The sequence below is a fragment of the Geobacter argillaceus genome, from assembly GCF_007830735.1.
GTDB lineage: Bacteria > Desulfobacterota > Desulfuromonadia > Geobacterales > DSM-12255 > Geomobilibacter > Geomobilibacter argillaceus.
On record NZ_VLLN01000002.1, the window covers coordinates 236,378 to 262,134 of the forward strand.

22 protein-coding genes are annotated in these 25,757 nt (G+C 60.5%); 9 read left to right on the forward strand and 13 right to left on the reverse strand.

Translation table 11 applies throughout. The features are described from left to right. The first annotated feature begins 118 nt into the window (after positions 1-118). Complete coding sequence (locus tag JN12_RS02610; protein WP_145017798.1) at positions 119-1,747, forward strand: HAMP domain-containing sensor histidine kinase; 1,629 nt, start codon at positions 119-121, stop codon at positions 1,745-1,747. Between the two features lie 56 nt (positions 1,748-1,803). Here JN12_RS02610 and JN12_RS20405 read toward each other — a convergent pair whose 3' ends face one another. The 8 genes from JN12_RS20405 to JN12_RS02645 all read right to left on the reverse strand — a co-directional run bounded on the left by JN12_RS20405 (position 1,804) and on the right by JN12_RS02645 (position 11,693). Next, the gene (locus JN12_RS20405; protein ID WP_170241823.1) at positions 1,804-1,959 is read right to left on the reverse strand and encodes a hypothetical protein; all 156 of its coding nucleotides are present in this window, start codon (positions 1,957-1,959) and stop codon (positions 1,804-1,806) included. Continuing rightward, complete coding sequence (gene glgA, locus JN12_RS02615; RefSeq protein ID WP_145017800.1) at positions 1,959-3,416, reverse strand: glycogen synthase GlgA; 1,458 nt, start codon at positions 3,414-3,416, stop codon at positions 1,959-1,961. Before glgA ends, JN12_RS20405 begins: the two co-directional genes overlap by 1 nt. A gap of 29 nt (positions 3,417-3,445) precedes the next feature. After that, entirely contained in the window at positions 3,446-4,471 is a 1,026-nt protein-coding gene (galT, locus tag JN12_RS02620; RefSeq protein WP_145017802.1) for a galactose-1-phosphate uridylyltransferase, read from the reverse strand. A gap of 9 nt (positions 4,472-4,480) precedes the next feature. Then, on the reverse strand, positions 4,481-6,682 hold the full coding sequence (locus JN12_RS02625; RefSeq protein WP_145017804.1) for a glycoside hydrolase: 2,202 nt from the start codon (positions 6,680-6,682) through the stop codon (positions 4,481-4,483). 76 nt (positions 6,683-6,758) lie between these two features. Further along, positions 6,759-9,266 carry a mannose-1-phosphate guanyltransferase gene (locus tag JN12_RS02630; RefSeq protein WP_145017806.1) on the reverse strand — a complete coding sequence of 836 codons (2,508 nt, stop codon included), beginning with the start codon at positions 9,264-9,266 and terminating at the stop codon, positions 6,759-6,761. Positions 9,267-9,319: 53 nt separating this feature from the next. Then, the gene (locus JN12_RS02635; protein WP_145017808.1) at positions 9,320-9,685 is read right to left on the reverse strand and encodes a response regulator; all 366 of its coding nucleotides are present in this window, start codon (positions 9,683-9,685) and stop codon (positions 9,320-9,322) included. Then, entirely contained in the window at positions 9,686-11,308 is a 1,623-nt protein-coding gene (locus JN12_RS02640) for a sensor histidine kinase (protein ID WP_145017810.1), read from the reverse strand. Between the two features lie 193 nt (positions 11,309-11,501). Further along, on the reverse strand, positions 11,502-11,693 hold the full coding sequence (locus JN12_RS02645) for a twin-arginine translocase TatA/TatE family subunit (RefSeq protein ID WP_145017812.1): 192 nt from the start codon (positions 11,691-11,693) through the stop codon (positions 11,502-11,504). Positions 11,694-11,882: 189 nt separating this feature from the next. Between JN12_RS02645 and JN12_RS02650 the strand changes: the two genes are divergently transcribed. The 5 genes from JN12_RS02650 to JN12_RS02670 all read left to right on the forward strand — a co-directional run bounded on the left by JN12_RS02650 (position 11,883) and on the right by JN12_RS02670 (position 16,775). Further along, positions 11,883-12,347 carry a response regulator gene (locus JN12_RS02650; protein WP_145017814.1) on the forward strand — a complete coding sequence of 155 codons (465 nt, stop codon included), beginning with the start codon at positions 11,883-11,885 and terminating at the stop codon, positions 12,345-12,347. An 89-nt stretch (positions 12,348-12,436) separates the two neighbouring features. After that, positions 12,437-14,431, forward strand: coding sequence for an excinuclease ABC subunit UvrB (gene uvrB, locus JN12_RS02655; protein ID WP_145017816.1), 1,995 nt, complete (start codon positions 12,437-12,439; stop codon positions 14,429-14,431). 25 nt (positions 14,432-14,456) lie between these two features. Beyond that, positions 14,457-15,110: a lactate utilization protein gene (locus tag JN12_RS02660; protein ID WP_145017817.1), complete on the forward strand. Its 654-nt coding sequence runs from the start codon at positions 14,457-14,459 to the stop codon at positions 15,108-15,110. Positions 15,111-15,356: 246 nt separating this feature from the next. Beyond that, positions 15,357-16,133 carry a ComF family protein gene (locus JN12_RS02665; RefSeq protein ID WP_145017819.1) on the forward strand — a complete coding sequence of 259 codons (777 nt, stop codon included), beginning with the start codon at positions 15,357-15,359 and terminating at the stop codon, positions 16,131-16,133. A 174-nt stretch (positions 16,134-16,307) separates the two neighbouring features. Then, complete coding sequence (locus tag JN12_RS02670) at positions 16,308-16,775, forward strand: hypothetical protein (RefSeq protein ID WP_145017821.1); 468 nt, start codon at positions 16,308-16,310, stop codon at positions 16,773-16,775. On the opposite strand, the gene JN12_RS02675 is transcribed toward JN12_RS02670, so the two are convergent. Both JN12_RS02675 and JN12_RS02680 read right to left on the reverse strand, forming a co-directional pair. Next, complete coding sequence (locus tag JN12_RS02675) at positions 16,735-19,266, reverse strand: helicase C-terminal domain-containing protein (RefSeq protein ID WP_145017914.1); 2,532 nt, start codon at positions 19,264-19,266, stop codon at positions 16,735-16,737. The genes JN12_RS02670 and JN12_RS02675 overlap by 41 nt on opposite strands. A gap of 100 nt (positions 19,267-19,366) precedes the next feature. After that, positions 19,367-19,639 carry a cytochrome c7 gene (locus JN12_RS02680; RefSeq protein WP_145017823.1) on the reverse strand — a complete coding sequence of 91 codons (273 nt, stop codon included), beginning with the start codon at positions 19,637-19,639 and terminating at the stop codon, positions 19,367-19,369. A 180-nt stretch (positions 19,640-19,819) separates the two neighbouring features. Here JN12_RS02680 and JN12_RS02685 point away from each other — a divergent pair, with 180 nt between their 5' ends. Both JN12_RS02685 and JN12_RS02690 read left to right on the forward strand, forming a co-directional pair. Then, positions 19,820-20,758, forward strand: a complete 939-nt coding sequence (locus JN12_RS02685) for a helix-turn-helix domain-containing protein (protein WP_145017825.1) — start codon at positions 19,820-19,822, stop codon at positions 20,756-20,758. A 28-nt stretch (positions 20,759-20,786) separates the two neighbouring features. Further along, entirely contained in the window at positions 20,787-21,560 is a 774-nt protein-coding gene (locus JN12_RS02690) for a PilZ-like domain-containing protein (RefSeq protein WP_145017827.1), read from the forward strand. Between the two features lie 78 nt (positions 21,561-21,638). Here JN12_RS02690 and JN12_RS02695 read toward each other — a convergent pair whose 3' ends face one another. Then, positions 21,639-22,295, reverse strand: a complete 657-nt coding sequence (locus JN12_RS02695) for an OmpA family protein (RefSeq protein WP_145017829.1) — start codon at positions 22,293-22,295, stop codon at positions 21,639-21,641. A gap of 269 nt (positions 22,296-22,564) precedes the next feature. Here JN12_RS02695 and JN12_RS02700 point away from each other — a divergent pair, with 269 nt between their 5' ends. Next, complete coding sequence (locus JN12_RS02700) at positions 22,565-22,768, forward strand: GSU3473 family protein (protein WP_145017831.1); 204 nt, start codon at positions 22,565-22,567, stop codon at positions 22,766-22,768. A 6-nt stretch (positions 22,769-22,774) separates the two neighbouring features. Here JN12_RS02700 and JN12_RS02705 read toward each other — a convergent pair whose 3' ends face one another. Together JN12_RS02705 and ftsZ are read right to left on the reverse strand one after the other, a co-directional pair. Continuing rightward, a complete protein-coding gene (locus JN12_RS02705; protein WP_145017833.1) occupies positions 22,775-24,472 on the reverse strand; it encodes a radical SAM protein in 1,698 nt (565 codons plus the stop codon). 104 nt (positions 24,473-24,576) lie between these two features. Further along, the gene (ftsZ, locus tag JN12_RS02710; RefSeq protein WP_145017835.1) at positions 24,577-25,728 is read right to left on the reverse strand and encodes a cell division protein FtsZ; all 1,152 of its coding nucleotides are present in this window, start codon (positions 25,726-25,728) and stop codon (positions 24,577-24,579) included. Positions 25,729-25,757: the final 29 nt, after the last annotated feature.

Below are 25,757 nucleotides of genomic sequence, written 5' to 3' on the forward strand. Positions count from 1 at the left end.
CAGGTATAGTGAATCCGTGAGTCATCAGCTTAGTGTGCATGATGATGGAGATTGCATTGACGAAATGCAACAGAAAGTTATAATGGAGAAAAAATTTAATTAATTAAACGAATACTATATGCACCGCAGCCTCACGACAAAACTGACGATCGTCACCAGCGTGGTCCTCCTCATCACCATGACCCTCTTCGCCTACCTGAACATCCATGGCGTACGGAAGCTCCTCTTGGACGACGCGGTGAACAATGCCGAACTCCTCAGCGAGACCCTCATCAATGTGACCCACTACCAGATGCTGGTCAACGACCGCAAGCAGGTCGACCGGATCATGCAGGATGCCGGCAGTCAAAAGGGGATCGAGTGCATCCGGCTCATCAACAAGGAAGGCCAGATCATCTTCTCCACGAACCCCAAGGAGGCGGGCACGGTTCTGGACAAAAAGGCCGCTGCCTGCACCATGTGCCACGCCAGTGGGGAGCCGCTGCTCCATGCCTCCACCATGAACAGAAGCCGCATCTTCACCCTTGCCGGCGGAAAGCAGGTGATGGGACTGGCCAAGGCCATCTATAACGAGACGAGCTGTTACGTTGCCGATTGCCATTTCCATCCGGAAAGCGCCAAGGTCCTCGGCGTCCTCGATGTAATCGTCTCCCTGGAAAACATGCAGGCCCAGCTCAGCTCCTCCCGTTCGTGGGTCATCGGCCTGACCATGGTCCTCTTGCTCCTCATATCCCTCTTCCTGGCGATTTTCACCCAGCAACTGGTCAACAAGCCGGTCAAGCATCTCCTGGACCACACGAACCTGCTGGCCCAAGGGGACCTGACCCAGACCATCCCCTTTAGCTCCGACGACGAGCTGGGTGAACTGGCCGAATCGTTCAACTCTATGACAACCTCCCTCAAGAAGGCTCGCCAGGAGTTGCAGGGATGGAACCGGACCCTGGAACTGAAGGTCGAGGAGCGCACCCGGGAGATCCAGTCGATGCAGGCCCAGCTCGTTCGTTCGGAAAAGCTCGCCTCCGTGGGCGAACTGGTGGCCGGCATCGCCCATGAAATCAACAATCCTCTGACCGGCATCCTGGTCTACTCAAACCTGGTGAGCGAAGATGCCAAGCTGGACCCGTCGCTGCAGGACGACATGGCGGTGATTGTCCGGGAGACGGAACGATGTGCCAACATAGTACGGGGACTCCTGAAGTTTTCCCGGGAGTCGGTTCCCCACAAGACCAGGACATCGCTCACACAGGTGATGGATGCGGCCCTTTCCCTTGTGGAACACCAGACGCTCTTTCAGGACATCATCATAATCCGCAACTACCAAAAAGCTCTGCCATTGATCTATCTCGACCCCGGCCAGATCGAACAGGTCTTCATCAACATGGTGCTCAATGCCGGCCAGGCAATGGACGGTACCGGCTCCCTGACCATTACCATTGACATCACCCCGGACGAACAATCCCTCTTCGTCCGGGTAATCGACACCGGTTGCGGCATTGCCGAAGAGACGCTGGCAAAAATCTTCGATCCGTTCTTCACCACCAAGGAAAACCGCGGAACCGGTCTCGGACTGTCTGTTTCGTACGGAATAATCAAGAATCATGGCGGAAATATCGAAGTGACCAGCCGGGTTGGCGAGGGAACCACGTTTACCATCGTGCTGCCGATCGCCCCGGACGAAGGATGCACCAAGCCTTTTCCGGACCAGGATGCCGACGGGGTAATGGGACATGACCACCAACAGGTCTGACACTTTGCAGAGATCGCCGAGGTCTCCAATCGTATCGTAACCGATTGGCCGGGGACTCAACCGACCGGCAAATCTCCCCCGGACTCCCCGTCGTCCTCCGGCTCGAAGTCATCGTCCATGATCCGGTCCAGAAACGTGCGATTATCCTCCACCAGCTTCCGCACCTCCCGGGCCAGTTGGGTCAATTCGCTCTCCGGCTCCTGGTCCCCCATCAGTACCCCCGCTTCTTCACCAGACACCGCCGATACAGGTCGTCATACTGTCGACTGGAACTGGCCCATGAAAAATTATGGCGCATGCCGTTACGCACCATGTGCCGCCAGCGGCTCTTGTCGCCAAATGCCGCGACTGCCCTTTGGAGCACGTCCCAAAGGGCAGTCGCGGTATAGTCGTCAAAGGTGAAGCCGTTTGGCTCCTTCGCTCCGCAGCGCTCGTCGCTGATGGTATCCGCCAGCCCGCCGACCTTATGGACCACCGGCACGGCACCATACCGGAGGGCAACCATCTGCGCCAGACCGCACGGTTCAAAACGGGACGGCATGAGAAAGATGTCGGCCCCGGCAAAGATGCCTGCTGCCAAGGCAGGATTGTAACCCTGCGAAAAGGAAATCTTTTTATCCTCCGACCGGGCAAGGGAGGCAAACTCCCGGACATAACGCTCATCACCCTCCCCGAGTATTGCCAACTGGATGTTTTCCGCTGCGATGCGGGGAAGCATCTCGACAATCAGGTCGAATCCCTTCTGCTCCGCCAGGCGGGAAACGATGCCAACCAAGGGAATGTTCGGGTCAACGGCAAGCCCCAACTGCTTCTGCAACCGCTGCTTGTTGAACTGTCGGGCGGCAAGGGAACTGGCGGTGTAATTCTTTGCCAGCGCCCGGTCGGAGGCCGGGTCCCAGCGCGCCGTATCGATTCCGTTGAGCACCCCGACCAGGTCGTCCCGGCGGGAACGCAGGACCCCGTCCAGGCCGCACCCCAGTTCCGGGGTCAGAATCTCGTTGCGATAGGTCGGGGAAACAGTGTTCAGCAGATTGGCGGTCAACAGCGCCCCCTTCATCAGGTTCACCTGCCCGTAGAACTCCAGCCGCTCAATCCGGTAACAGGTCTTGTTCAGCCCCATCTCCTCCAGGGCCTTCCGGGGGAAGATCCCCTGGAAGGCCAGGTTATGGATGGTGAAGAGGGTGGCCATCCCTGCAAAGAACGGATCGTCGTGGTGTTCGTAGCGAAGAATGATGGGCAGCAGGGCCGTTTGCCAGTCGTGGCAATGGAGGATGTCCGGTCGGAAGTCCATCCGTTTCAGCATGTCGAGTACGCCACGGCAGAAAAAAGTGAACCGGCAGTGGTTATCAGGGTAATCCCCACCCGGCGGGCCATAGAGATGATCCCGGTCAAAAAAGTCCCGGCTTTCGATCAGATACACCGTGATATCGTCAATCGTCGTCTGACGGAGAAACCCCTTGTATGAACTGGAGCCGCTGAGGAGCTCAATGCTCTTCCTCGCCTTGCGGATCGGCAGTTCCAAACGGTTCAGAGTCCGGTAGCACGGCATGATCACCCTGACGTCATGGCCGAGCAGCTTTAATTCCCTGGGAAGCGAACCAATCACATCGGCAAGCCCGCCCGTCGAAGCGAGCGGAGTCATTTCCGAAGCCACAAACAGAATCTTCATCTGGTAAACCTCGTTGAGTAGTTGTTTTTTCAGATATCCGCCTCACGGAGGAATGCAGCCGCATCCTCGGGAGAGGTGGGATTGATGTAAAAGCCGGTCCCCCACTCGAAGCCGGCAATCTGAGTGAGCCGGGGAACCAGCTCGATATGCCAGTGGTAGTCCCACTGGATGGACCCCCAGTAGTCGGGCTTTCCCGGCCGTGGCTGATGGGGCGGTACCGTATGGAGGATGAAATTGTACGGCGGGTCTTTCAGCACCTTTTTCACCCGCATGAGCATGTCCTTCAATGCCGCGGCCAGCTCCAGCAGCTCAGCGTCGGTCATCAGGGCGAAGTCATGGCTGTGGCGTTTGGGATAGAGACGCAGCTCGAACGGGAAGCAGGATGCATAGGGAGTGATCAGGAGGTAGTCGGGCGACTCCTTCACCACCCGCGCCCCCTCGGCGATCTCGAATTCGATCAGGTCGCAGAAAATGCATCGTTCCCGGACCGAATAGAAGTCCCGACAGACCTTGAGCTCGGTGGCGGCCACCGGCGGAGTCAGGGGAACGGCGATCAACTGGCTGTGGGAGTGGCTGAGGGTGGCGCCGGCCCGGGTACCGTGGTTCTTGAAGAGAACCATGTAGCGGAAACGGATGTCCTTGCGCAGGTCCAGCAGGCGGACCCGATAGGCCTTGAGTACGTTGGAGATTTCGTCCACCGTCAGGTCGGCCATACTCTTGTTGTGGTCCGGGGTCTCCACGATCACTTCGTGGGCGCCGATCCCCTCGCGGACATCGTAGAGACCGTAACCGCGGCTCTTCAGGTCGCCCTCGATCCTGAGCGCCGGATATTTGTTGGCAAAGACCCGCACCTGCCAGCCAGGCGTATTGGGTGCACCCGACTTCCGGATGGCAAAGATCTCCGGCGGGGTTTTGTCTTCATAGCCGTAGCAGAACGGGCAGACCCCGGCGTTATCGCCGGCCTCCTCAACCCGGAAATCCCGGGGTCGCCGCCCCCGGTCGGTGGCGATGATTACCCAGTGCTGCTTGATCGGGTCCCACCTCAATTCTGACATATCTTCTCCTCAAATCAGCCACGTTTCCAGCTCCAGCTCCGGCCCGACGTACCTGAGCCGCATCGGGGCATCGGTTGGCCAGCGCCCAACTTCGTCATCGCCCCGGGTCAGGGTGAAAAAGGCAAAAAGGTAGCCGCCGGGCTCGGGGTGCAGGATATCGAGCGGCACCTTCGCTTCGCAGATCTTGATGATCTTCCAGTGACAGCTCGTCCCGGTGTCGTGCCACTCTGCTCCGTCCCGTACCTGGAGCAGACCCTGTTCGCCGCCGAGCCCCATGACCAGACGGTATTCGCGATCGCTGATCAGGTGCAGGGTCAGGAGATCGCTCGGGTGCAGCATCTTTTCCAGGGACTGTTGTCCGTCAACCCGGAAATAGAAGGCATGCCGGTCGAAGCCGTAAAAGAACGACTGGAGCATGCTCTCGGCCGAATGCATGGCCGATGCCTGCTTGGAGAGGTCGAAGAGGCCTGCGGCGAGCCACTCGAAGTAATCGGTCACAAAGCCGTTGACAACCGGCGAGATCAGGGCTGCCGGCTCCCGCACGAAACCGGCGGGGCTCTTCTTTTTGATCGGTTCGTACAGTTCAGCCGGCACCGGCAGCCCCAGCAGCCGGTACACGTTCATCAGGTGGCGGCGGAAGAGGAGGTCGAAACGATCGCTATGGGGCGAAAAGTGGTCGTCACCGTACCACCAGAACCAGTCGCTCCCCTCGGCGGCGAAGAGCGAACGACAGATGAGGGCAGCGGTCCCGTCGGGCTCGTTCGGGAAATCGGCAACCGCTCCGGTGGCAAGGAGTTCGGCAACCCGGGGATGGTTGCGTACGGCCGCCTCCCTGGCCTTGTAAAGATAATCCCACCCTAGATTTTCTTCCGGGTGCCCGATCCAGATCCCGTAGTTGGCATTGATCCAGGAACCGGGGTAGATGCGATCCAGGCGCCGGTGCGTCGTATGTTCCGCCAGGAACGCCGAACAGGTGGTGAGCCTCACGTCGCGGTCATCCACAAGGGTCCGGTAAAGACGGGTGAGAAACGGATACCCGTTGTCCTCGTAGTATTCCCAGGCGTTCTCCCCGTCCAGGATGACCGGCACAACCCTGACGCCGTGGGTCTGGCGGCCGATGGCCAGGAGGCGCTCGCGAAAATCGTTTACGGCCCGCTCCCCATCCCACTGGGAATAGGTAAAGCCGATCAGGTCTGACAGGGCGTGATCCCGGAAGAACATCGCCAGGTCTGCGGCGCCACGCTGGAACCGGTACGACTGGTAGAGCGCCTCGCGGCCGGGACCGAGCCCCTCCGGAAGCGTATGGAGCAGCACCCCCTCATCGGTGGCAACCCACGTGAGGCCACAGTCGGCAATGATCTCCAGTGCCTCGTCGCACACCGATCCCTCGGAGGGCCACATGCCGGCCGGCGCAAAGCCGAAGAGCCCGGTGAAATAGTCGACAGCGGTTGTGACCTGGCTTCTGGCGTCCTGCGGGAAGCTGAACGGCAGGGTCGGCAGGGTCGCCTTCGGCATGGCGGTCAGGGCGTTTCGCACGTCGCAGAGGAGAGGCAGGATCGGATGAAAATAGGGAGTGACCGACAGTTCCAGCTTCCCCTCGGCATGCAACCGCTTGTAGAGGGGGATGATTTCTCCCAGGATCTGCCGGTGCGTGGCAAAGAGGAGCTCCTTGTCGGCCGCCGTGAAGCCGCTTCCTTTGCGCACCAGCTCCTGGAGCGCCGGATGCCGCCGCCTCGCCGCCTCGCCGGTCCAGGCGAGGAAAAACCAGACCTGGAGGTCGAGGATATCCTGGTCCCGGAACAGGCGGAGCCGGTCCCGTGCCCGCTCCCCGCCATCGCCGCCCGCCAGACAGAAAAGCTCGAAGTAGCGCCTGACCGGTTCGATCAGCCGCTGGCGGTTTGCGGCAAAGAAATTCTCCAGGACAAAGAGGCGGTCATCATCCCCCATGTCGGCCGGGTGCATCCGGCCCCGGGAAAGGAACGGATCGACCGCCTGCCCGGCGGCATACTCCTCCAGCTGCTCCAGAAGGGACGGCACCAGGTTGAACACCGCCCGTGCACCCGCCACCTCATCCACAATGGCCGCCATGTCATAGTAATCCTTGATGCCATGGAGATACGTCCAGGGAAGGATATACTCCCCCCGGAGCGGGTCCTTGTAGTAGGGCTGGTGCATGTGCCAGAGAAATATGACCGACAAAGGCTGTTTCATGAGAACCTGTTCAAGGTTCGAGGTTCGAGGTTCGAGGTTAATTTTTCAACATCGAACATCGAACCTCGAACCGGGTTTATTGCAGCTCCTTCTTCCAGTTCTCCACCTTCTTCTTGTACTCGTCCAGCAGCTTCTGGGCAGTCTTGGGGTCTTTGGCCTCAGCCACCAGGTGTACACAGGAGGCGTACTGGTCCGGCAGGACCAGCAGCCAGTCCTCGCCGAAGTGCACCTTGATCCCGTCAATAAAGGTCGCTTCCTTGTCCAGGCTGTCCTCGCTCATCTTGCGCATGATCCCCCCCTTCATCTCCCAGATACAGGCACTGGAGGTCTGCAGGAAGGTACGGTGCGGGATCTCGGCATGGATCTTCGAGAGAGGAACGCCACTGGCGGCGATCAGCTCAAGGGTCTTGGCAATGGCAAACATGCCGTCAAAGGCAGTCTGAAAGCGGGGAAATGCCAGACGGCCATCCATGGAACCGACCAGCACCACCTCGGAAGAGAGGGCCGCCTCCATCATGGCCCGTTCGCTATTTTTGGTACGGGTCACCTGGCTCCGTTTTTCCTGGACAATCTGCTCCACCACGGACGGGGCATTGACCGGCACCGCAAAGATCCCCTTGGCGCCGCTCTTCAGGAGCAGAGCCACCATGAGCGGCAGGAGCTCGGCAGATTCATAGATCTTGCCGGCCTCGTCCACCAGGGTGAACGCCTCGGCAGAGGGATCGAGCCAGAAGCCGGCCTGGGCCTCCAGGGTAACGACGATCTTGGCCAGCTGCTGCAAGCTGGCCGCTTTCTCTTCGGCCTTTTTCGCCCCCCGCTCCTCGTCCACATAGGCGTTGAGACCGATCACCTCGGACCCCAGCTCGTTCAGAATCGCCGGCAGGACCTGGCCGGCCGGGGAATGGTTGAAGTCGACGACCACCTTCAGGTTCTGCTTTTTGAACGCCTCACGGTCAATGGTCCTGAGGAACCCCTCCCGGTAGAACTCGCTTACCTGGGGGAGCTCGGTGATCCCGCCCGGTTCTTTGTGGTGAGCCCGCCGGAAGTTTTCCTTGTAGAAGATCCGTTCCAGGTTTTTCCCCATGGCACTGGAAAAGTCGAGGCCGTCGCCGTCCAGAAAGACGATCTCGGTTGAGGCGGGATCGTCCGAGGCCTGCCGGAAGAAGATCCCCCCCACCTCGCCAAAGGTCTTGAGCTTGTAGCGGAGCATGGGGAGCGGGATCATCTTCAGGTCCCTGACGTTGACCCCGGCAGAGAGGATGCCGCCAAAAAAACTCCGCTTGAGCATCCGCGAGGAGAGGTAGGCGTCACGCCCTCCCAGGACGAAGCTCCCCTTGGGAAGCGAGGTGCCATAAGCGCACCCCAGCTTGGCAACGAACTCCGGGGTCAGTTCGATATTGGTCAGCCCCTTGATCATCACCCCCTCGAACAGGGACCGTTTCCACTTTTCACCCCAGATCAGGTTGGCCGTTACCGTTGAGCCGGCCTCGATCACCTTGCGGGGCCAGATCTTCACATCCCGCTTGATATAGGTCTCTTCACCGATGGAGGTCTCTTCGGCAACGATCCCCCCTTCTTCTATGACCACCCCCTGGCCGACCCGGACACTGTTGCAGATGACGCTGTCGGTGATCTTCGCCCCTCTCTTGATGTAGACGTTGTCCCAGATGACGCAGCGGGAGAGCTTGACCCCCGCTTCAATGGTGCAGTTGCGGCCGATGACCGTATCCTTGATCTGGGCCTCGCCCAGAATCTGGCTGTTGTCGCCGACCACCACCGTTCCCTGGAGGTGGGACGGGTCGTCCAGACGGACATCGGCGCCGAGCCGTAGATCCTTCCCCACGAAGTCCTGCTTTGGCTCGTCGATCCGCACATTCACCTTGCCGCGGAAAATGTCGTGGTGCGCCTCCCGATAGGAGTCGGTGTTGCCGATGTCCCGCCAGTACCCCTTGGCCGGATACCCGAACAGCGCCTCCTCTTTCTCCAGCAGCGAGGGGAAAAGGTTCTGGGAAAAGTCGAAATTCTCTCCCTCCGGTATGTACTTGAGCACCTCCGGTTCCAGGACGTAGATGCCGGTGTTGATGGTATCGGAGATCACTTCTCCCCAGCCGGGCTTTTCCAGGAATTGGGTGATCCGCTTCGCCTTGTCGGTGATGACCACGCCGAACTGGAGCGGGTCCTTGACCGACGTGAGGGTGATGGTGGCAATCGCCTTGTTTTCCGCATGGAAGTCGATGACCTTCTGCAGGTTGAAGTCGGTCAGGAGATCGCCGCTGATGATCAGAAAGCGCTCGTCCAGGTATTTTTCGGCACACTTGACCGCCCCGGCGGTCCCCATGTCCTCCAGGGGGGTTACGTAGGTGATCTTCACCCCGAAGTCGGTGCCGTCCCGAAAGAAGTTCTTGATGATGCCCGGCTGATGGTAGAGCAGCATGATCAGGTCGGTAATGCCGTGCTTCTTCAGGAGTTCCACGGTGTGCAGCATGATCGGCCGATTGAGGAGCGGGATCATCGGCTTCGGAACGCTGCTGGTAAGGGGCTGGATGCGGGTACCGAACCCGCCGGCCATGATGACTGCTTTCATGCATTACCCTCCTTCATTGTAGTGAGAAGTGAGCCGCCTCACCCCTCACGAATTCATCGGTTCCGCTTCTTGGCCAGAAGCCGCTTGATCTCGTCCTTCAACTCCTGCGTGTCACTGGATTTCACCACATAGCCATCGGCCAGCCAGGCCGAAAAGTCGTCCTTATAGCAGGAGAAGGCAGTCGAAAGGATCACCACCATGTCCTGGCGCTCCTTGACGATTTTCTGCAGCAGATCGAGCCCACTCTCGTTCTTCAGTTTGATATCCAGGAGTGCCACGTCGAAGGTCGATGCCCGGAGCTTGTCCATGGCCTCGGCAATGGTGCCGGCAGTCTCCACCGCGTACCCTTCGTCAGCCAGTTCCTGGGCGAAAAGGAGCCTGATGGAGGCCTCATCGTCCACTACGAGAATGTTGGTCATCTACTGATCCTCCCTTAGAAGCGGAATGACAAAAGTGTATGCCGTCCCCCCCTCGGGACGGTCAATAATGGAAAACGTGCTACCATGGCGCTCCAGGATGATGCGGCAGAGCGGCAGACCGACACCGATGCCAAGCTCCTGGGTGGAGGTAAACGGGGTAATCAGTGCCTCCTTAACCGCATCATCGATGGTGGCGCCGTCATCGCTGATCGTTACCCTGAGGCCGTCACCGTCCCCGCTGGTAGCAGCCCAGATTGCACCTACTCCCGGCTGGGTCTCGATGATGTGCTGCAGGATTGTTTTCAGGCAGTAGGCAATCTGTTTATAGTCGAGCAGGATGGTGGGTATGTCCGGATCAAGATCAAGGGTAAGCGCGATGTTCCGGCCGGCCAACTGTTCGCTGAGTTCCCGACAGACGTTACGCACCAACTGGTTGATGTCCCATCGATCCATGACCGGATAGAGCGACTCGGAATAGTGCAGCACCTCTTCCAGCACATCCTCCAGGCGCTTGGCCTCCGTGACGATCTCCTCCAGGTATTCCCGTTTCCTGGCCACCTCGCCCACGTCCTTCATGAGCGACCTGGCATAGCCGCCAATGGTCATCAGAGGATTGCGGATGGAATGGGCGATGCTGGAGGTGATCCGCCCCACCACCGCCATCTTCTCCATCTTGACGATCAACGCCTGCTGCTCCTGCAGCTTGATGTTGGCAGCGGTCTGCTTCTCGATCTCTTCCTGAAGCTTTTCATAGAGGGACGCGCGCTCCAGGGCAAAGGCCACCGGAAACGTAAAGATCTCCATGGACTGAAGGTCCTGGGTAGTGATAGCTCGGTGGGTCACAAAGTTGTCGGCCAGAAGAACGCCGATGCGCCGGTTGCGGGAGATGAGCGGCATGACGAGGAAGCTATCCACTTCCAGGATACGTGCCAGATCCTCACTGACCTCAGGATTGTGAAAGGCATCCGTCACCAGGATCGGTTTGCGTTCCCGAAGCGCCCGGTTAAAGACGTGTAACTGGTCGGCATACGGCACGGTCAAGCGTTCGAGGATATCCTGGAATTTGACCTTTTCCGAAGTGATCTTGGTCTTGTGGAAATGGCGAGCCAGCTCCTTGAGGGTGTAGTTACCCTGCTCCAACTCGGACCAGATCCGCCACGCTTCGTCGTAGTTCCGTGGGCCGACCCCCAGGTACCCCTTGAGGCACTGCCGCTCCCGGTCGGCCATAAGGAGAAAGGCCCGGTTCATGCCGAACCCTTTGCCCGAGGTAATGGCTGTCATGGCCACCGACAGGACCTCGTCCAGGTCGAGGGATGTCTGGAGCACCATGCTCAATTCATGGAGAAACTTGATTTCGCGGGTCTTGCTGTCATGAAAGGCGATGAGGGACTGGAGCTGGCCCCGCTGTTCGATGAACTCGTCCACGAGGTAGCGCAGCACGTCGTGCATCGGATAGTCCCGATCGCTTAGCTGATTGAGGTCCTTCCTGAAGCTCGGGCACTCCAGGCACTTCTCCACCAGCCGCTTGCGGTGAGCAACGTAGAGCTCCTCCTCCCCCGCAGCGACATAGGGGCACTCTTCCGGCCTGATCTCATTGTTGAGCCAGCAGCATTCCCATTCCACAAAATCTGCTCCTGAGGCTGTTCCCCCGGCACGGGGCGCGAAACGCAATCAGTATAGCAGCCCGCCACGCCCTTTCAAGGCAACGGGCAAAAATGGCGTGCAGGAATCATAGGGCTCCGCACGTGGTGGAGGAGAAAAAACCCTTTTAAGGAGGCATTGACGAAACAGTGGAACAAGGCAAGCAGCTACCAGCTCACCCTTCCTTTTTCCCATCCTCTTCCTTGCGGGGCTTGATCTCGATCTCGTCCTTCCCATCCGACGCCCGCTTGAAGTTGCGGATACTCTTGCCAAGGGCACCACCGATCTCGGGGAGCTTGCCGGCACCGAAGACTACCAGGACGATGACCAGAATGACTATCAGTTCGGGCATACCGAATCCAAACATTGAGAAACCTCCACGGTTACTGTATCTTGCGCGGGAGTATGGCATTCTCCCTGGAAAAAATCAAGGACTGCCGCTGCTTATCGACACCGATATTGGCAACTTCTAATTAGTGCTGGATTTTTTCGCTAAAGCCTGGTATATAAGAGTGTCAAAATTGCAACAATAGTCATCGCTTCTGGATGGATACTCATGGAAACCAAACGGATTCTGCTTGTTGAAGACAACCCGGACGACGAAACCCTGACCCTGCGCACCCTCAACAAACACCGGATACCGTGCGAGGTGACCGTGGTGCGTGACGGTGTCGAAGCACTCCATTATCTATTTGCAACCGGTCCGTTTGCCTCCCGTGACATGGCGGTCATGCCAAACCTCGTGTTGCTGGACCTGAAACTCCCCAAGGTGGACGGACACGAAGTACTCCGCAGCATCAGAAACGACGAACGGACCCGGCTCATCCCGGTAGTCGTCTTCACCTCGTCCAACGAGGCCCACGACATTCAGCAGAGCTATAACCTGGGCGCCAACAGCTATCTCCGCAAACCGGTGGACTACAACCTCTTCAGCGAAGCGGTCAATCAGCTTGGTCACTACTGGCTGGAACAGAACCTCACTCCGCCATCTCTGGGCCACTACTGCCCTTCAGGCTCCTGACGACCACATTCTCGCACACTCCTGCGGCCAAGCCGACCCGCAATGTTTTTCTCGGCGCCGGCAGGCCAGACGTGTTATTATCCCCGCACATGAATCGGTTCAGACTCATCAGCGACTACCAGCCCAGAGGAGATCAGCCACGGGCCATTGCCGAACTGGTGCAGGGTATCGAACGGGGCGACCGGGATCAGGTACTGCTCGGGGTCACCGGCTCGGGAAAAACCTTCACCGTAGCCAACCTCATTGCCGCCACCAACAGACCGGCCCTGGTACTGGCCCCCAACAAGACCCTGGCAGCCCAACTCTACGGCGAGTTCAAGGAACTCTTTCCGGAAAATGCCGTAGAATACTTCGTTTCCTATTACGACTATTACCAGCCGGAAGCGTATCTCCCCACCACCGACACCTTTATCGAAAAAGACTCGTCCATCAACGACGAGATCGACAAGCTGCGCCACTCGGCCACCCGCAGCCTCCTCACCCGGCGGGATGTGATCATCGTCGCCTCGGTCTCCTGCATCTACGGCATCGGCTCACCGGCCGAATACCAGGCCATGCACATCTTCTTCCACGAAGGGGAAGACTACGGGCGGGACACCCTGCTGCAGAAACTGGTGGATATCCAGTACGAGCGGAACGATGTGGACTTTCACCGGGGCACCTTCCGGGTGCGGGGTGACAGTGTCGAGGTCTTTCCGGCGCACGACGACGAACGGGCCTATCGCATCGAATTCTTTGGCGACACGGTGGAGGCGATCAGCGAGATCGACCCGCTACGGGGCCAACTGCTCTCCCGTCTCGCCAAGGTCGCCATCTATCCCGCCTCCCACTACGTGGCCACCCGTGAAACCCTGGAGCGGGCCATAGAGGAGATCCGGGTCGCCCTCAGGGAACGGCTCCAGTGGTTCCGGAGCCGGAACATGCTGGTTGAGGCCCAGCGGCTGGAGCAGCGGACCATGTTCGACCTGGAGATGATGGAAGAGATGGGATTCTGCCAGGGGATCGAGAACTACTCCCGTCACTTCGACGGCCGGCAACCGGGAGACCCTCCGTACACCCTCATCGACTACTTCCCGCCGGACTTCCTGCTGTTCATCGACGAGTCGCACATCACGGTATCCCAGGTGGGAGGGATGTACCGAGGTGACCGGAGCCGCAAGGAGACCCTGGTGAACTATGGCTTCCGCCTCCCCTCGGCCCTGGACAACCGCCCCCTGAACTTCCCTGAATTCGAGGCCAAGCTGAACCAGGTGGTCTACGTCTCCGCCACCCCTGCCGACTACGAACTGCAAAAGGCAGCCGGGGTCGTGGTGGAACAGGTCATCCGCCCCACCGGGCTCCTCGACCCGGTGATCCAGGTCCGCCCGGCCTCCGGCCAGGTGGATGACCTGCTGAACGAGATCCGGACCACCATCGCCAAGGGGGAGCGGGTCCTGGTCACCACCCTGACCAAGCGGATGGCCGAAAACCTGACCGATTACTACCAGGAGTTGGGGGTGAGGGTGAAGTACCTCCACTCGGACATCGACACCATCCAGCGGATGCAGATCATCCGGAGCCTTCGCCTCGGCGAATTCGACGTCCTGGTGGGGATCAACCTGCTCCGGGAAGGGCTGGACCTTCCCGAGGTGTCGTTGGTGGCCATCCTGGATGCGGACAAGGAGGGGTTCCTCCGCTCCGAACGCTCCCTGATCCAGACCTGCGGCCGGGCCGCCCGCAACGTCAACGGCCGGGTCATCATGTACGCCGACGCCGTCACCCGCTCCATGCGGGCCTGCATCGATGAAACCACCCGCCGCCGCACGCTCCAGGAGGAGTTCAACACCGAACACGGCATCACCCCGCGCACCGTCCAGAAGGGGCTACGAACCATTCTCGAATCGATTGAGGAGCAGGACTACTACACCGTTCCCGTGGCGGCAGAGGCCCGGGAGGAGTACATGCCGCTGGAGAAGATCCCCGGACTGGTGAAGAAGCTGCGCAAGGAGATGCTGGCAGCGGCCAGGGAGCTGGACTTCGAAAAGGCCGCCGAGCTCAGGGATCGGATCAAGAAACTGGAAGATATGGAACTGGCGCTGAAATAACGAAAATCAACCAACGGAGGAAACTATGTCACTCACCCACGAACTGATCCAATGGAGCCACGAACAGAAGTGCGAAAAGGCCGTAGAGGCCTTGGGACAGAACGGCTTCACCGCCGTCTACTGCCGCTCCTCCCAAGAGGCGCACGACTACATCATCAAAGAAGCTGCCAATGCCCAGTCGATCGGCTTCGGCGGTTCCCGGACCGTCGTCGATTTGGAGGTGCAGGCGAAACTGCGGGAGCAGGGGAAGGAGATCCTCGACCACGGCACACCGGGGCTGTCGGGCGAGGAAAAGATGGCCACCATGCGCCGCCAGCTCACCTGCGACCTGTTTCTCGCCGGCACCAACGCGGTGACCCTGAACGGCTGGCTGGTGAACATCGACGGCAACGGCAACCGGGTGGCGGCCCTGACCTTCGGCCCGAAAAAGGTGATCGTGGTGGCCGGCCGGAACAAGCTGGTGGACGGGAACCTGCAGGCCGCCATCGACCGGATCAAGAACTACGCCTCCCCTGCCAATGCCCGGCGTCTGAACCTGAACACCCCCTGCGCCAAGACCGGTTTCTGCAGCAACTGCAACTCGCCGGACCGGATCTGCCGGATCACCACCGTCATCGACCGCAAGTCGAAGACCATGGACTTCCGGGTGCTGATCGTCAACGAGGATCTGGGACTGTAGGGCTCGGGGCGATTAAAAAACTGGGGCCTAAAATCAACGTTGTCAGTTAGAAAATTGCTGCACAGCTTTGAAGCCCCGTTAGGGGCGCTCGCATTGTAGCCGGGGGATTCATCCCCCGGATGCGTTGCCGATATATCTCTGCGTCACGTACGTGACGCAATGGCATTTTGCCAAGATAACCGGGGAATAAATTCCCCGGCTACAGACATTCTGTCCCTATGGGACGTAGACAACCACTGGCCAAAAATGGGAAAAGGTTTTCACCAGTCACTACTTACGAGTCACCAGTCACGGCTTTCCAGCCTCTTCGGCGGCCTGCTCGACCTGCTCTTTCCTCCCCTCTGCCATGTCTGCAAGGAGTTCATCGGCAGAGGGGAAAAGGTCCACCTCTGCCCCACCTGCAGCGCCGGGTTCACGCCGATCGGTACGCCGCTTTGCACGGTCTGCGGCACACCTTTTCTGACCGAAGGGGGGATGGACCACCCCTGCGGCAGGTGCCTCAGCCACCCGCCCCCCTATGATGCAGTCCGGGCCGCCTTTCTGTTTCACGGACCGGCGCGCGAGCTGATCCACCGCTTCAAGTACAACCGGCAGATACAGCTGCGGCGCCCGCTGGGGCTGTTGCTGGCCGAACGGCTGGCGCCGGTTGTCACGCAGTGGGGTGTGGACCTGCTGCTGCCGGTGCCTTTGCACCGTCGGCGCCTCAGGCAGCGCGGGTTCAACCAGGCAGCCCTGCTCGTGGAACTGCTGGCCAATGAATGGCGGCTTCCCCTGGCACGGCACCTCCTCCAGCGGACCCGTTGGACCGAACCACAGGTGAACCTGCCGGCACACGAACGACCGGGCAACGTGAAGGGGGCGTTTGCGCTGCGACGGCCGGAAGAGGTAAAAGGAAGGCGGATTGTATTGGTGGATGACGTTTTCACCACCGGCAGCACCATTGCCGAGTGCAGCCTGGTGCTGAAGCGGTCGGGAGCGTCAGCGGTCTATGCCGTGACCCTGGCCAGGGCAGTCGGGGAATAGCCCTCCTGATTCCGTGAAGAGTGGCGACCCGGTGGAGCGGAAACGGGTTGCCACTCCTCACGGAATCAACGCTCTGAAATACCGGACCATTTCTCCCCTTGTAAAACAATATCTCATTTGATATGCTGGCAATCTTAAATTTACCACTAACATATTGAAACTTATGGAGAATGGATGAGCACGTCATTTGATTTCAAACGGTTGCGCCGATTCATCACCATCTATGCCGCTGTCCAGGTTGTGCTGGTTCTCCTGCTGGTCTACATGGCGGTCAATTTTCAGGCCGGCCTGCAGGCCGAAGGGCGGCCACAGCGTTTTCTCCACAGCGTGGTGGCCACCCTGGTCTTTCAGCTGATGCTCTTTTATCCCATCAGAAAGTTTGCTGCCAGCGAGGCGACACGGGAAGTGGAAGCCTGCGCCACCAACCTCGATCCCGACACGCTGAAAAAGATGCGGACCCGGCGGACCATCGGCGATGTGGTCAAGTGCGGGGCCTTCATCTTCTTCGTCACCTTCATCCTGAAGGCGCCACAGGACCGCTTCGTCCTGAGCATCATCTTTTTCACCTTTATCCTGACCTTTCTCTCCTACTTCCAGTGCTTCAACTTTGCCGCAAAGCGGGAGATGAAGCTGAAGGCCTGAAAAAGGCCGTCATCTCCGCCAGCACCTCCGCCCCGTCGCCGGTCGACGTCCCGGCCGGCGGCAGGGAGTGCAGAAACAGCCGGCCATACCCCTTCGACACGATCCGCCGGTCCAGGATCAGCACCACGCCACGGTCCTCCCGGCTCCGGATCAGCCGCCCGAATCCCTGTTTGAACTTGAGCACCGCCTGGGGAACCGTGTACTCCATGAACGGGTCCCCGCCCCGGGCCGCGATCTGCTCGGCCCGCGCCTCCTGCACCGGATCGGTCGGCACCCGGAACGGCAGCCGGGTGATCACCACCAGCTCCAGCGCCTTCCCTTGGACGTCAACCCCTTCCCAGAACGAGTCGGTACCGAACAGTACCGCGCCGGGTGTATTTCTGAACCGGGAGAGGAGCAGGTGGCGGTTCATCTCCCCCTGACGGAGCGGCACCAGCCCGGCATCGAGCAGATCTTTTGCCAGGCGGCCATGGACCCGCATCAAAAGGTCATACGAGGTAAACAGCACGAACGCCCGGCCGAGCGAGATGTACAGCGCCTCCCGCAGCGTGTCGGCAAGGGCGACCTCATAGCCGCGGGCCGTCGGCTCGGGCATATCTGCCGGAATGCCGATGAAGGCCTGGCGTTCGTAGTCGAACGGCGACGGCAGCAGCAGCTCCACCACCCGCTCACGGGGGAGCAGGCTGATGCCGGTCCGCTCGGCAAGGAAGTCGAACCGCCCCTCCACTGCCAGGGTCGCCGAGGTGATCACCACGGTCTTGAACTTGTCCAGGATGACGGCACGGACCATCCGGGCGACCTCAAGAGGGGCAGCGCAGAGCCTGACCACGCTTCCCGCCTTCCCCTTCACCACCTCGAACCAGCGGCAGACCTCCTCGTCGCCGGCGAGAAACTGGCCAATGGTCTGGCCGTAGCAGATCAGACGCTCACCGATCCCCTTCAGGTCGATGACGGGACCGGTCATGCGTTGTCCCACCCGTTCCGGCAACCGGGCACAGGCGTGGCAGAACTCGTCTATCTTCCGGGCAAAGGCCTGGAGCCGGCGGGCAAGTTCCTGCAGACGGGGGGCGTTCTCCTGCCAGAGCCGGCCCCGGATCAGATCGGGCGTTACCCGGATGCGCCGGTCGCCGCCCGCACCGCCTTTCCCCTTCTCGCGGTTGAGCGACACGGCGAGCCCGTCCAGCCCCTTGACCACCTCGTCCTTGAGAGCAGCAAGCTCCGGCACCAGCAGTCCTTCCAGGTGGGCCGCCAGCTCCTCGTAGAGATCATCGAGCTCTTCCGGCACCTCACGGGAAAGGAGGGCGGAGAGCCGGGGAATGAGGCCCCGTTGGGGCTTTTTCGGATGCTGCAGCTTGGCGAGGGTCTTCAGCATCCCCTGCTGGGTGACCTGCAGCGAGAGGTGACCGGTGACCACATTCTCCAGGTGGTGGCCCTCGTCGATGATCAGCCGTTCAAAGGGGGGGAGGATGGCGGAACCGGCGTAGCCGGTCTCCCGGCGGACCGCCAGGTCGGCCATGAGGAGGGCATGGTTCACTACCAGGATATCGGCGCCGGCAGCGGCCCGGCGGGCGGTGTAGAAAAAGCAGCGCTGATAGTTGGGGCATTTGACCCGGCCGCACTGGTCGGCCTCGCAGTTGACCTCCTCCCACAGCTCACTCCTGGGAATGAACGGGAGATCGTCGCGGCAGCCGGTGGGGGTCTGCTCCCCCCAGGCAACGATGGCCGTTAGCTCGTCCGCCTCCTCGGAGAAGAGGGACGGCTCCGACTGCACGGTCTCCAGCTTCCGCCGGCAGAGGTAGTTGCCCCGCCCCTTCACCAGCACGGCCCGGAACGTAATGCCGGCGTGCTCCCGGAGAAAGGGGAGGTCCTTCTTGATCAGCTGTTCCTGGAGGTTGATGGTGTTGGTGGAGACCACCACCCGTTCCTTGTTGCGGACCGCCCAGAGCACGGCCGGCAACAGGTAGGCCAGGGATTTGCCGGTGCCGGTGCCGGCCTCCACAACCGCCACCCGGTCCGCGTTGAACGCCTCGGCAACGGCAAAGGCCATCCGCACCTGCTCGGGCCGGTGCTCGTACCCGTCAAGGCTGGTGGCGATGGGACCGCCGGGCGACAGCAGGTGCTCGATCTCCGGCAGGGCGAGCGGTTCGATGCTCCTGCGGGCAAACGGGGCAACCGCCTGGTAGCAGTCGGTCACACCGTTGTCGACGATGTAGAAGCCGACCCCCTGGTTTCCCAGGACCGAGGCGATCTCTATATCCGGCGCCGAGGGGGTGAGCTTGCCGCTCGGGTGGTTGTGGATCACCACGTCGCCGAAGGAGACGGCGATGAGGATGGCGGCCACGGCATCCCGATTCCCCCGCGCCAGCGGCTCGACTCCGACCACCAGCCGCTGCTCGTCGGTCGTCCCCAGGAAGAAGACCTCATTCCCTCCGGCCGCTGTTATTTCCTCCCGCATCCGGAGGATCGCCTGCTCTGAAAAGTAGTGTTGCATCCGGATGAAGATACATGGTTGGGCCGCGAGGGGCAACAGGGAAAGAGGGGACGACCGGAGCCGTCCCCTCTTACTCACCCCCGGGATTTCAACACTCCACCTACTTCTTGTGGCACTCCCCGCACTTGGTCGGCCCTTTCTTCAACTCTTCATGGCACCCCTTGCAGGTCTTGTGTGCCCAATCCTTGCCGAATCCCTCGATCTTGCCGGGGCCCTTCTCGTGACACTTTTTGCACTCCTTCAACGCTTCCTGGTGCTGCTTGTGGGGAAAGGTGATGTTGCCGTTTTTGGCCGGCAGGGTGATGGTGTCGGCCGCCAGGGCCATGCTGGCGGCAAACAGGGTAAGGGCAACTGCAGAGATGATCCGTTTCATGATGATACTCCTTTCGTTTTTTGGATAATTTTTTATCCGTTTGTGGTAAAAACTACCCCATGGATTAGGGTTACGCCATGGACATCTACCGCCATACGACCCGATGTCGGGTTCCGGTCCGGCAGCCCCCACACGAAAACATCATTAAAAATCAGGTCGATACCTATTTGATTGAGAACCATGGATGAAATCCGGGAAAAATCTGCTCCTGCTCCCTCTCCGGCCCTTGCCATCGATGGCACCAGGATCAAGGGGATCAGGGAAACCAAGAAACTGACCCAGCTCTACGTGGCCAGTGTAGTCGGCGTCACGACCGACACCATCTCACGCTGGGAAAACAACCGCTACCCGTCCATCAAACGCGACAACGCCGAAAAGCTGGCTGTCGCACTGGAAGTGGATCTGGAAGAGATCCTCCGGCAGGAAGAGCCGGAAATACTCCCACGGGAAGCGGAACCAGAGTCGGAACAACCCTCTCTCCCCCCGCCCGCACGCCCCCGTTGGGGTCTCATTGCAGGCATTGCCCTGCTCTTGCTGCTGGCACTGATCCTGTTCTTTTCCCGCCAGTTTGCCGCCCCCCCCACCGCTATCCGCGTGCTGCCACCATTTGCCGCACCCGGGACGATCATTCCGGTCCAGGTAAGGATACTTAAGGGTTCCCCTTCAGGCAAGGGTTACATCCTCAAAGAGCAGCTCCCGGCTGGCTGGAGCCTGGTGAACGCCAATCCGCCGGTTCCGCCGGGCAGGGGTCCGGCCGACGAGGCCAAATGGCTGCTGCCCGCTGCCGAGGGTCAACAGACCGTCTCCTATACCGTCCAGGTGCCGCCGAATCTTCCCCTGAAAGGAAAGGCCTCGTTTGCCGGCAGCGTGGTCACCCATACCGGAGAGGAAACCAGGACCGAAGCGGTCGGCGGCTCCCGCACCATCACCGTTGCCGACCGGCACTGGGCCGACCAGAATGGCGACGCCAGGATCGACGACAACGAGATCATGCCGGCCTATTATCTGTGCGAAGAGATGAAGGGACTGGGGCTTGACTGGAAGAGCATCGAGGCGATCTGGAACGGCAAAGGGTACCGCTGGGATCCCACCAGCCGCACGTTTATCGTGATCAGGTAACAAGCCCGGCGGGGGCATGGGGACAGCCATGGCGCAGTTACAGTACACATTGTTTTTCAGGCCCGACCAGCCGGTCACGCTGCACCTTCACCCCGGAAGCGGGCCGCCCCTGGAGGAAAACGGCATTGTCCTCACGATGGAGGGAGCAATGCTGGTCGTGGAACTGCTGGGCAAGGGGCTCCCGGTGGAGATTGCCGCCACCGGCGACATGGCGGTAACGGTCACCAGCCTTGACGGCTGGGCGATTTATCGCTGTCACGCCGTCCTGGCCGGGCGGATCAGAGGGAGAGAACTCCGGCTCCAGCTCGTGGATGAAGTATCAGTCCACCAGCGGCGGGAATATTACCGCCTTGACCTGGACCTGCCGCTGCTCTATAAGGTGCCGGAAAATCAGTTGCTGAACCATGTCCGGGCCGAGTGCGAACTGCGCAACCGGTTCAGCGCCAACGGCTTCCCGCCACTTTTCGAGCCACATGAAAGCGGGTTCAAGGTGGTCGGGTGGGAGCCCGGCATGGATCTGCTCCCCCAGCACGTCAACCTGAGCGGCGGCGGCATTCGCATCGTGATGCCGTTCAAACTTCCCATCGGCACCATGGTCCTTCTTGACCTGTTTCTGGTCGGTCCGCCACCCCGGGTGGTCCACACCATCGGCTCGGTCACCAGGACCGGCGAACTGCGCCTCAACCTTGGCCACTCCGCCTACCCCACCTCCATGGCCTTTCGCTACCTGGAACAGCGTGACCGGGACGCCATCATCACCCACATATTCAATCAGGAACGGGAAAATCTGCAGAAAAAGTGATCCTGCCTGCCGCAACAAAAACGGCGGGGCGCACCGGAAGATGCCGCCCCGCCGACATATTGTCCTCTGAACAATTGGTTACTGTTGCTGGTTCGGCTTGATAAAGATGTTCACCCGCCGGTTCATCGCCTTGCCCGACTCCGTATGGTTGTCGCCAATCGGCTTGGACGCACCGTAGCCGATGGTATTGATGCGGGAGGCAGCCACCCCCTGTCCCACCAGGGCATTCTTCACCGCTTCGGCCCGCCGCTCGGAGAGCTTCTGGTTGTAGTCGGCCTTGCCGGTACTGTCAGTATGCCCGGCAATCGTGAGGGTTGTCTGGGGGTACTGGTTGACGACCCGGGCCACCCGGGCCAGTTCGTCAAAAGCCCCCCCCTTCACGGCGTTTGAATTGACGTCAAACAGCAGATCCGACTTGAAGTTGACTGCCAGGGTATCCAGGTCCCGCTGGACGCTGGCACCTTCCACGGCGGAAAACTCCTGGCGCAGGGCAGCTTCCTGCTTGTCCATGTAGTTGCCGATCAGCCCCCCGCTCAGACCGCCAACCGCCGCACCGATGCCGGCACCGATCAGGGTCGATGAGGTGTTGCGGCCAATGGCCTGGCCAAGGGCGGCGCCGGCAGCCGCACCGGCACCGGTTCCGATCAGCGACCCCTTCTGGGTCCGGCTCAGCGGTTCGGCACACCCCGCCAGTGTTACCGCCAACAAAAGTACTCCGCATACAGTTCTTTTCATATTAAATCTCCTCTCTCAGATTCCTTTGGGTCCTGTTATACCAAAGGTTTCCCAAAACTCAATGCTCCCCTGCGGGATCAGGCGCTCAGCAGTTGTCGGATATTTTTACACTGCAACTAAACTGCCCATCCCATCACAAGAGACGGCCTTAACTTTCAGCATGTTACACTGATGGCAAACTGCTTGCATTTACGCGAGCAGTCGCTATAGTAACGGTCAGAGAACAGTTCAAACGCAAGTTGCACCGGAGACAACGGAGGGAACAATCCATGATGGTCCGCATTATCTACCACGACAACCGGTACGACATGGTCAAGTCCACCAGACTTGACGACCTGATCAGTTCCAAAGCGGTGGCCAAGTTCGAGCGTTCCAGCGGTTGGGTCACCATCGGCGTCGACCCGATACGCACCCCCAAGAGCCGCCAGCAGTATACCGGCCAGGAACGGCGGTCGTCCGGCTCAACCACATAGCAGGAATCATCCGGAGACGTCACCCGTCACAACCGCTGATGCCAAGCCGGCCACGTATTCCCGTACCAGATGCTCCCTGTTCTCACCTTCTATGAATTCCCAGGGAAGGAACTCGTCCAATGGGATGGTGCGCCCTGTCAGCGCCTCCACATCCACACCGAGCTCCTTCGCGGCCCGACGCCAGTTCCCTGACTCGGCAGCCGCCACCAACAACGGTGCAAGCCGGCGGTCGCCTCGTGACAGGAGTGCCTGCAAAAGCGCCTCCTTGAGCCCCTCCACCTGTAGCTTCACATTCGGCACCTTGCCCAGCGCCTTGCGGAGCCGGGCGACCTTTCGCTCCAACTCCTTGAGCGGAGCCATGCCGCACCACTGGAAGGGGGTCCACGGTTTGGGGATGAATGGGTTCACTGACAGGGTGATCTCACCCAGCCGCCGGTTCTGCTTCGCCCGTTCAACCACCCGCAGCCTGATCTTTTCCACCAATGCCACCAACTCGGCAAGATCGCCATCCGTTTCGGTCGGCAGGCCGATGATGAAGTAGAGCTTCAGGTTCAGGATGTCCCGGGCGATGAGCCGCTCGCAGGCATCAAGAATCTGGTCCTCGGTGATACCCTTCCGTATCAGGTCCCGCAGCCGCTGTGAACCGCCCTCCGGGGCCAGGGTCGCGGTCTTGTGACCGCTCGCCGCCAGCACCTCGATCATCTCGCTATCCAGGCCGTCGATGCGAAGCGAGGAGACCGAGACCTGACCGCCGGCAGCGAGGATATGGGTGCAGAGTTCGCCGATCCCGTGAAAGTCGCCGACCGCGGCAGCCACCAGGCCGATCCGGCGATGCTCGTGCAGCGCCACGTCCACCTGCCGCTTGATGGTTTGCAGCGAACGCCCCCGGTAGGGGAGATAGATAAAGCCGGCAGCGCAGAACCGGCACCCCCGCGGGCAGCCGCGGGAAAGCTCCACCAGGTGCATGTCGCCGAATTCGGCCTGGGGCGCATGGATACGGGTGCCGGTCGGCTGGCTGTCCAGGTCGGCGGCCCAGACCCGCTGTACCCGGGGAGGGGCACCGCCAGTCGCCCGGACTGCGGCCAGGCGGCTATCCTCATATTCAGGGGTATAGAGGCTGGGGACATACATGCCGGGGAGGGTGCAAAGGGTGCGGAGCAGTTCGCTCCGGCCGACACCACCGTTCTCCAGGATGGCAGCAACCAGCGGTGCCAGCAGTGGCTCGGCCTCGCCGATGACCACCAGGTCGAGAAAATCAGCCGCCGGTTCGGGGTTGAGGAAGAGCGCGGCACCGCCGGCCATGACCAGCGGCATGCTGTTGTTACGATCGGCAGCAAACGGAGGAAGTCCGGCAAGGGAGAAGATGGTCGGTAGGTTCAGGTAATCGCTCTCGAACGAGACGGAAAAGGCGAGCATGTCGAAATCCGCCACCGGCCGCTGGCTCTCCAGGGAGAGGAGCGATGTGCCGCTGCGCCGATACTCCTGCAGATCATCGGCATCGGGCAAAAAGGCCCTCTCGCAGAGGACGCCGGGAATCTCGTTCAGCAGCCCGTGCACCGTCTGGAATCCCAGGTTCCCCATGGCGGTACGGTAGCGGTTCGGGTAGACAAGGCAGATGGAGAGCGATGCACCACGGCGGGTCGGGAGGGAGCCCTTCTCGGCAGCCAGGGTCTGCCTGAGTCTTTCAGTGATCTTCCACGACATGGGGGAAAGGTACCATGGGGGGACTGGGGTGCAAAGGGAAAAAAGACCCGGCCCCCCATCAGGGGGAGAAAGGGGGGCCGGGGTCAGGGGTAGTTGAGACTGATCTAATCGACCGACTTGCGCAGGAAGGTCGGGATATCGTATTGGTCCTCCTCATCCGAGAAGCCGGGCTGGCGGCCATAGAATGAGCGTCCCTGCTGCTCGCGGCGGATATAGGCCGGGATGTCGCGGTTCACTTCCTGCCGGGGAGGGAGCGAGGAGACCTTGCGCCCTTCCTGGCGGGCGTAGTCGGCGTCAAACCGGTCACCGAAGCCGGTGGCGATGGCGGTCACCTTGAGCCGATCCTCCATTGCCTCGTCCACCACCAGGCCGATGATGATATTGGCATCCTCGTGGACCTTCTCGTGGATGATCCGGCTGACCGCGTCATACTCATCCATGGTCATCTTGGACGAGCCACAGATATTGACCAGCACCCCTCTGGCGCCGGAGATGTCGATGTCTTCCAGGAGCGGGCTGGAGATGGCGGCAGTGGCAGCCTCCATGGCCCGGTTGTCGCCGGAGGAGATGCCGATTCCCATCATGGCCATGCCGCGCTCGCTCATGATTGCTTTCACGTCGGCAAAGTCGACGTTGATCATGCCGTGGGTGGTGATCAGGTCCGAAATCCCCTGCACCGCCTGGCGCAGCACGTCGTCGGCCGGCTTGAAGGCGTCGAGGATGGAGGTGTTCTTGCCGGCCAGACCGATCAGACGGTCGTTGGGGATGACGATGAGGGAGTCCACATGCTTCTTCAGCTCACGGACCCCATCCTCGGCCTGGGTCATGCGGCGACGGCCTTCGCGGGTGAACGGCTTGGTCACCACGCCGACGGTCAGAATGCCGAGTTCTTTGGCCGCATCGGCGATGACCGGCGCAGCGCCGGTACCGGTGCCGCCCCCCATGCCGGCGGCCACGAAGACCATGTCGGCACCCTGCAGGATCTCCAGCAGCCTCTCCCGGTCCTCGAGGGCGGCGTCGCGACCCTTGCTCGGGTCTGCCCCGGCGCCGAGCCCCTTGGTCAGTTCGCCGCCGATCTGCAGCTTGGTCGTCGCCTTGGAGGTACGCAGCGCCTGGGCGTCGGTATTGGCAACGATAAAGTCCACATGATTGACATGTTTGTCGATCATCGTGTTGACTGCGTTGCTCCCCCCCCCGCCAACGCCGAACACCTTGATTCTTGCCACCTGGTCGATATTCTCATCGAATTCAAACATACCTACCCCCTTGATAGTTTGGCTTCGCA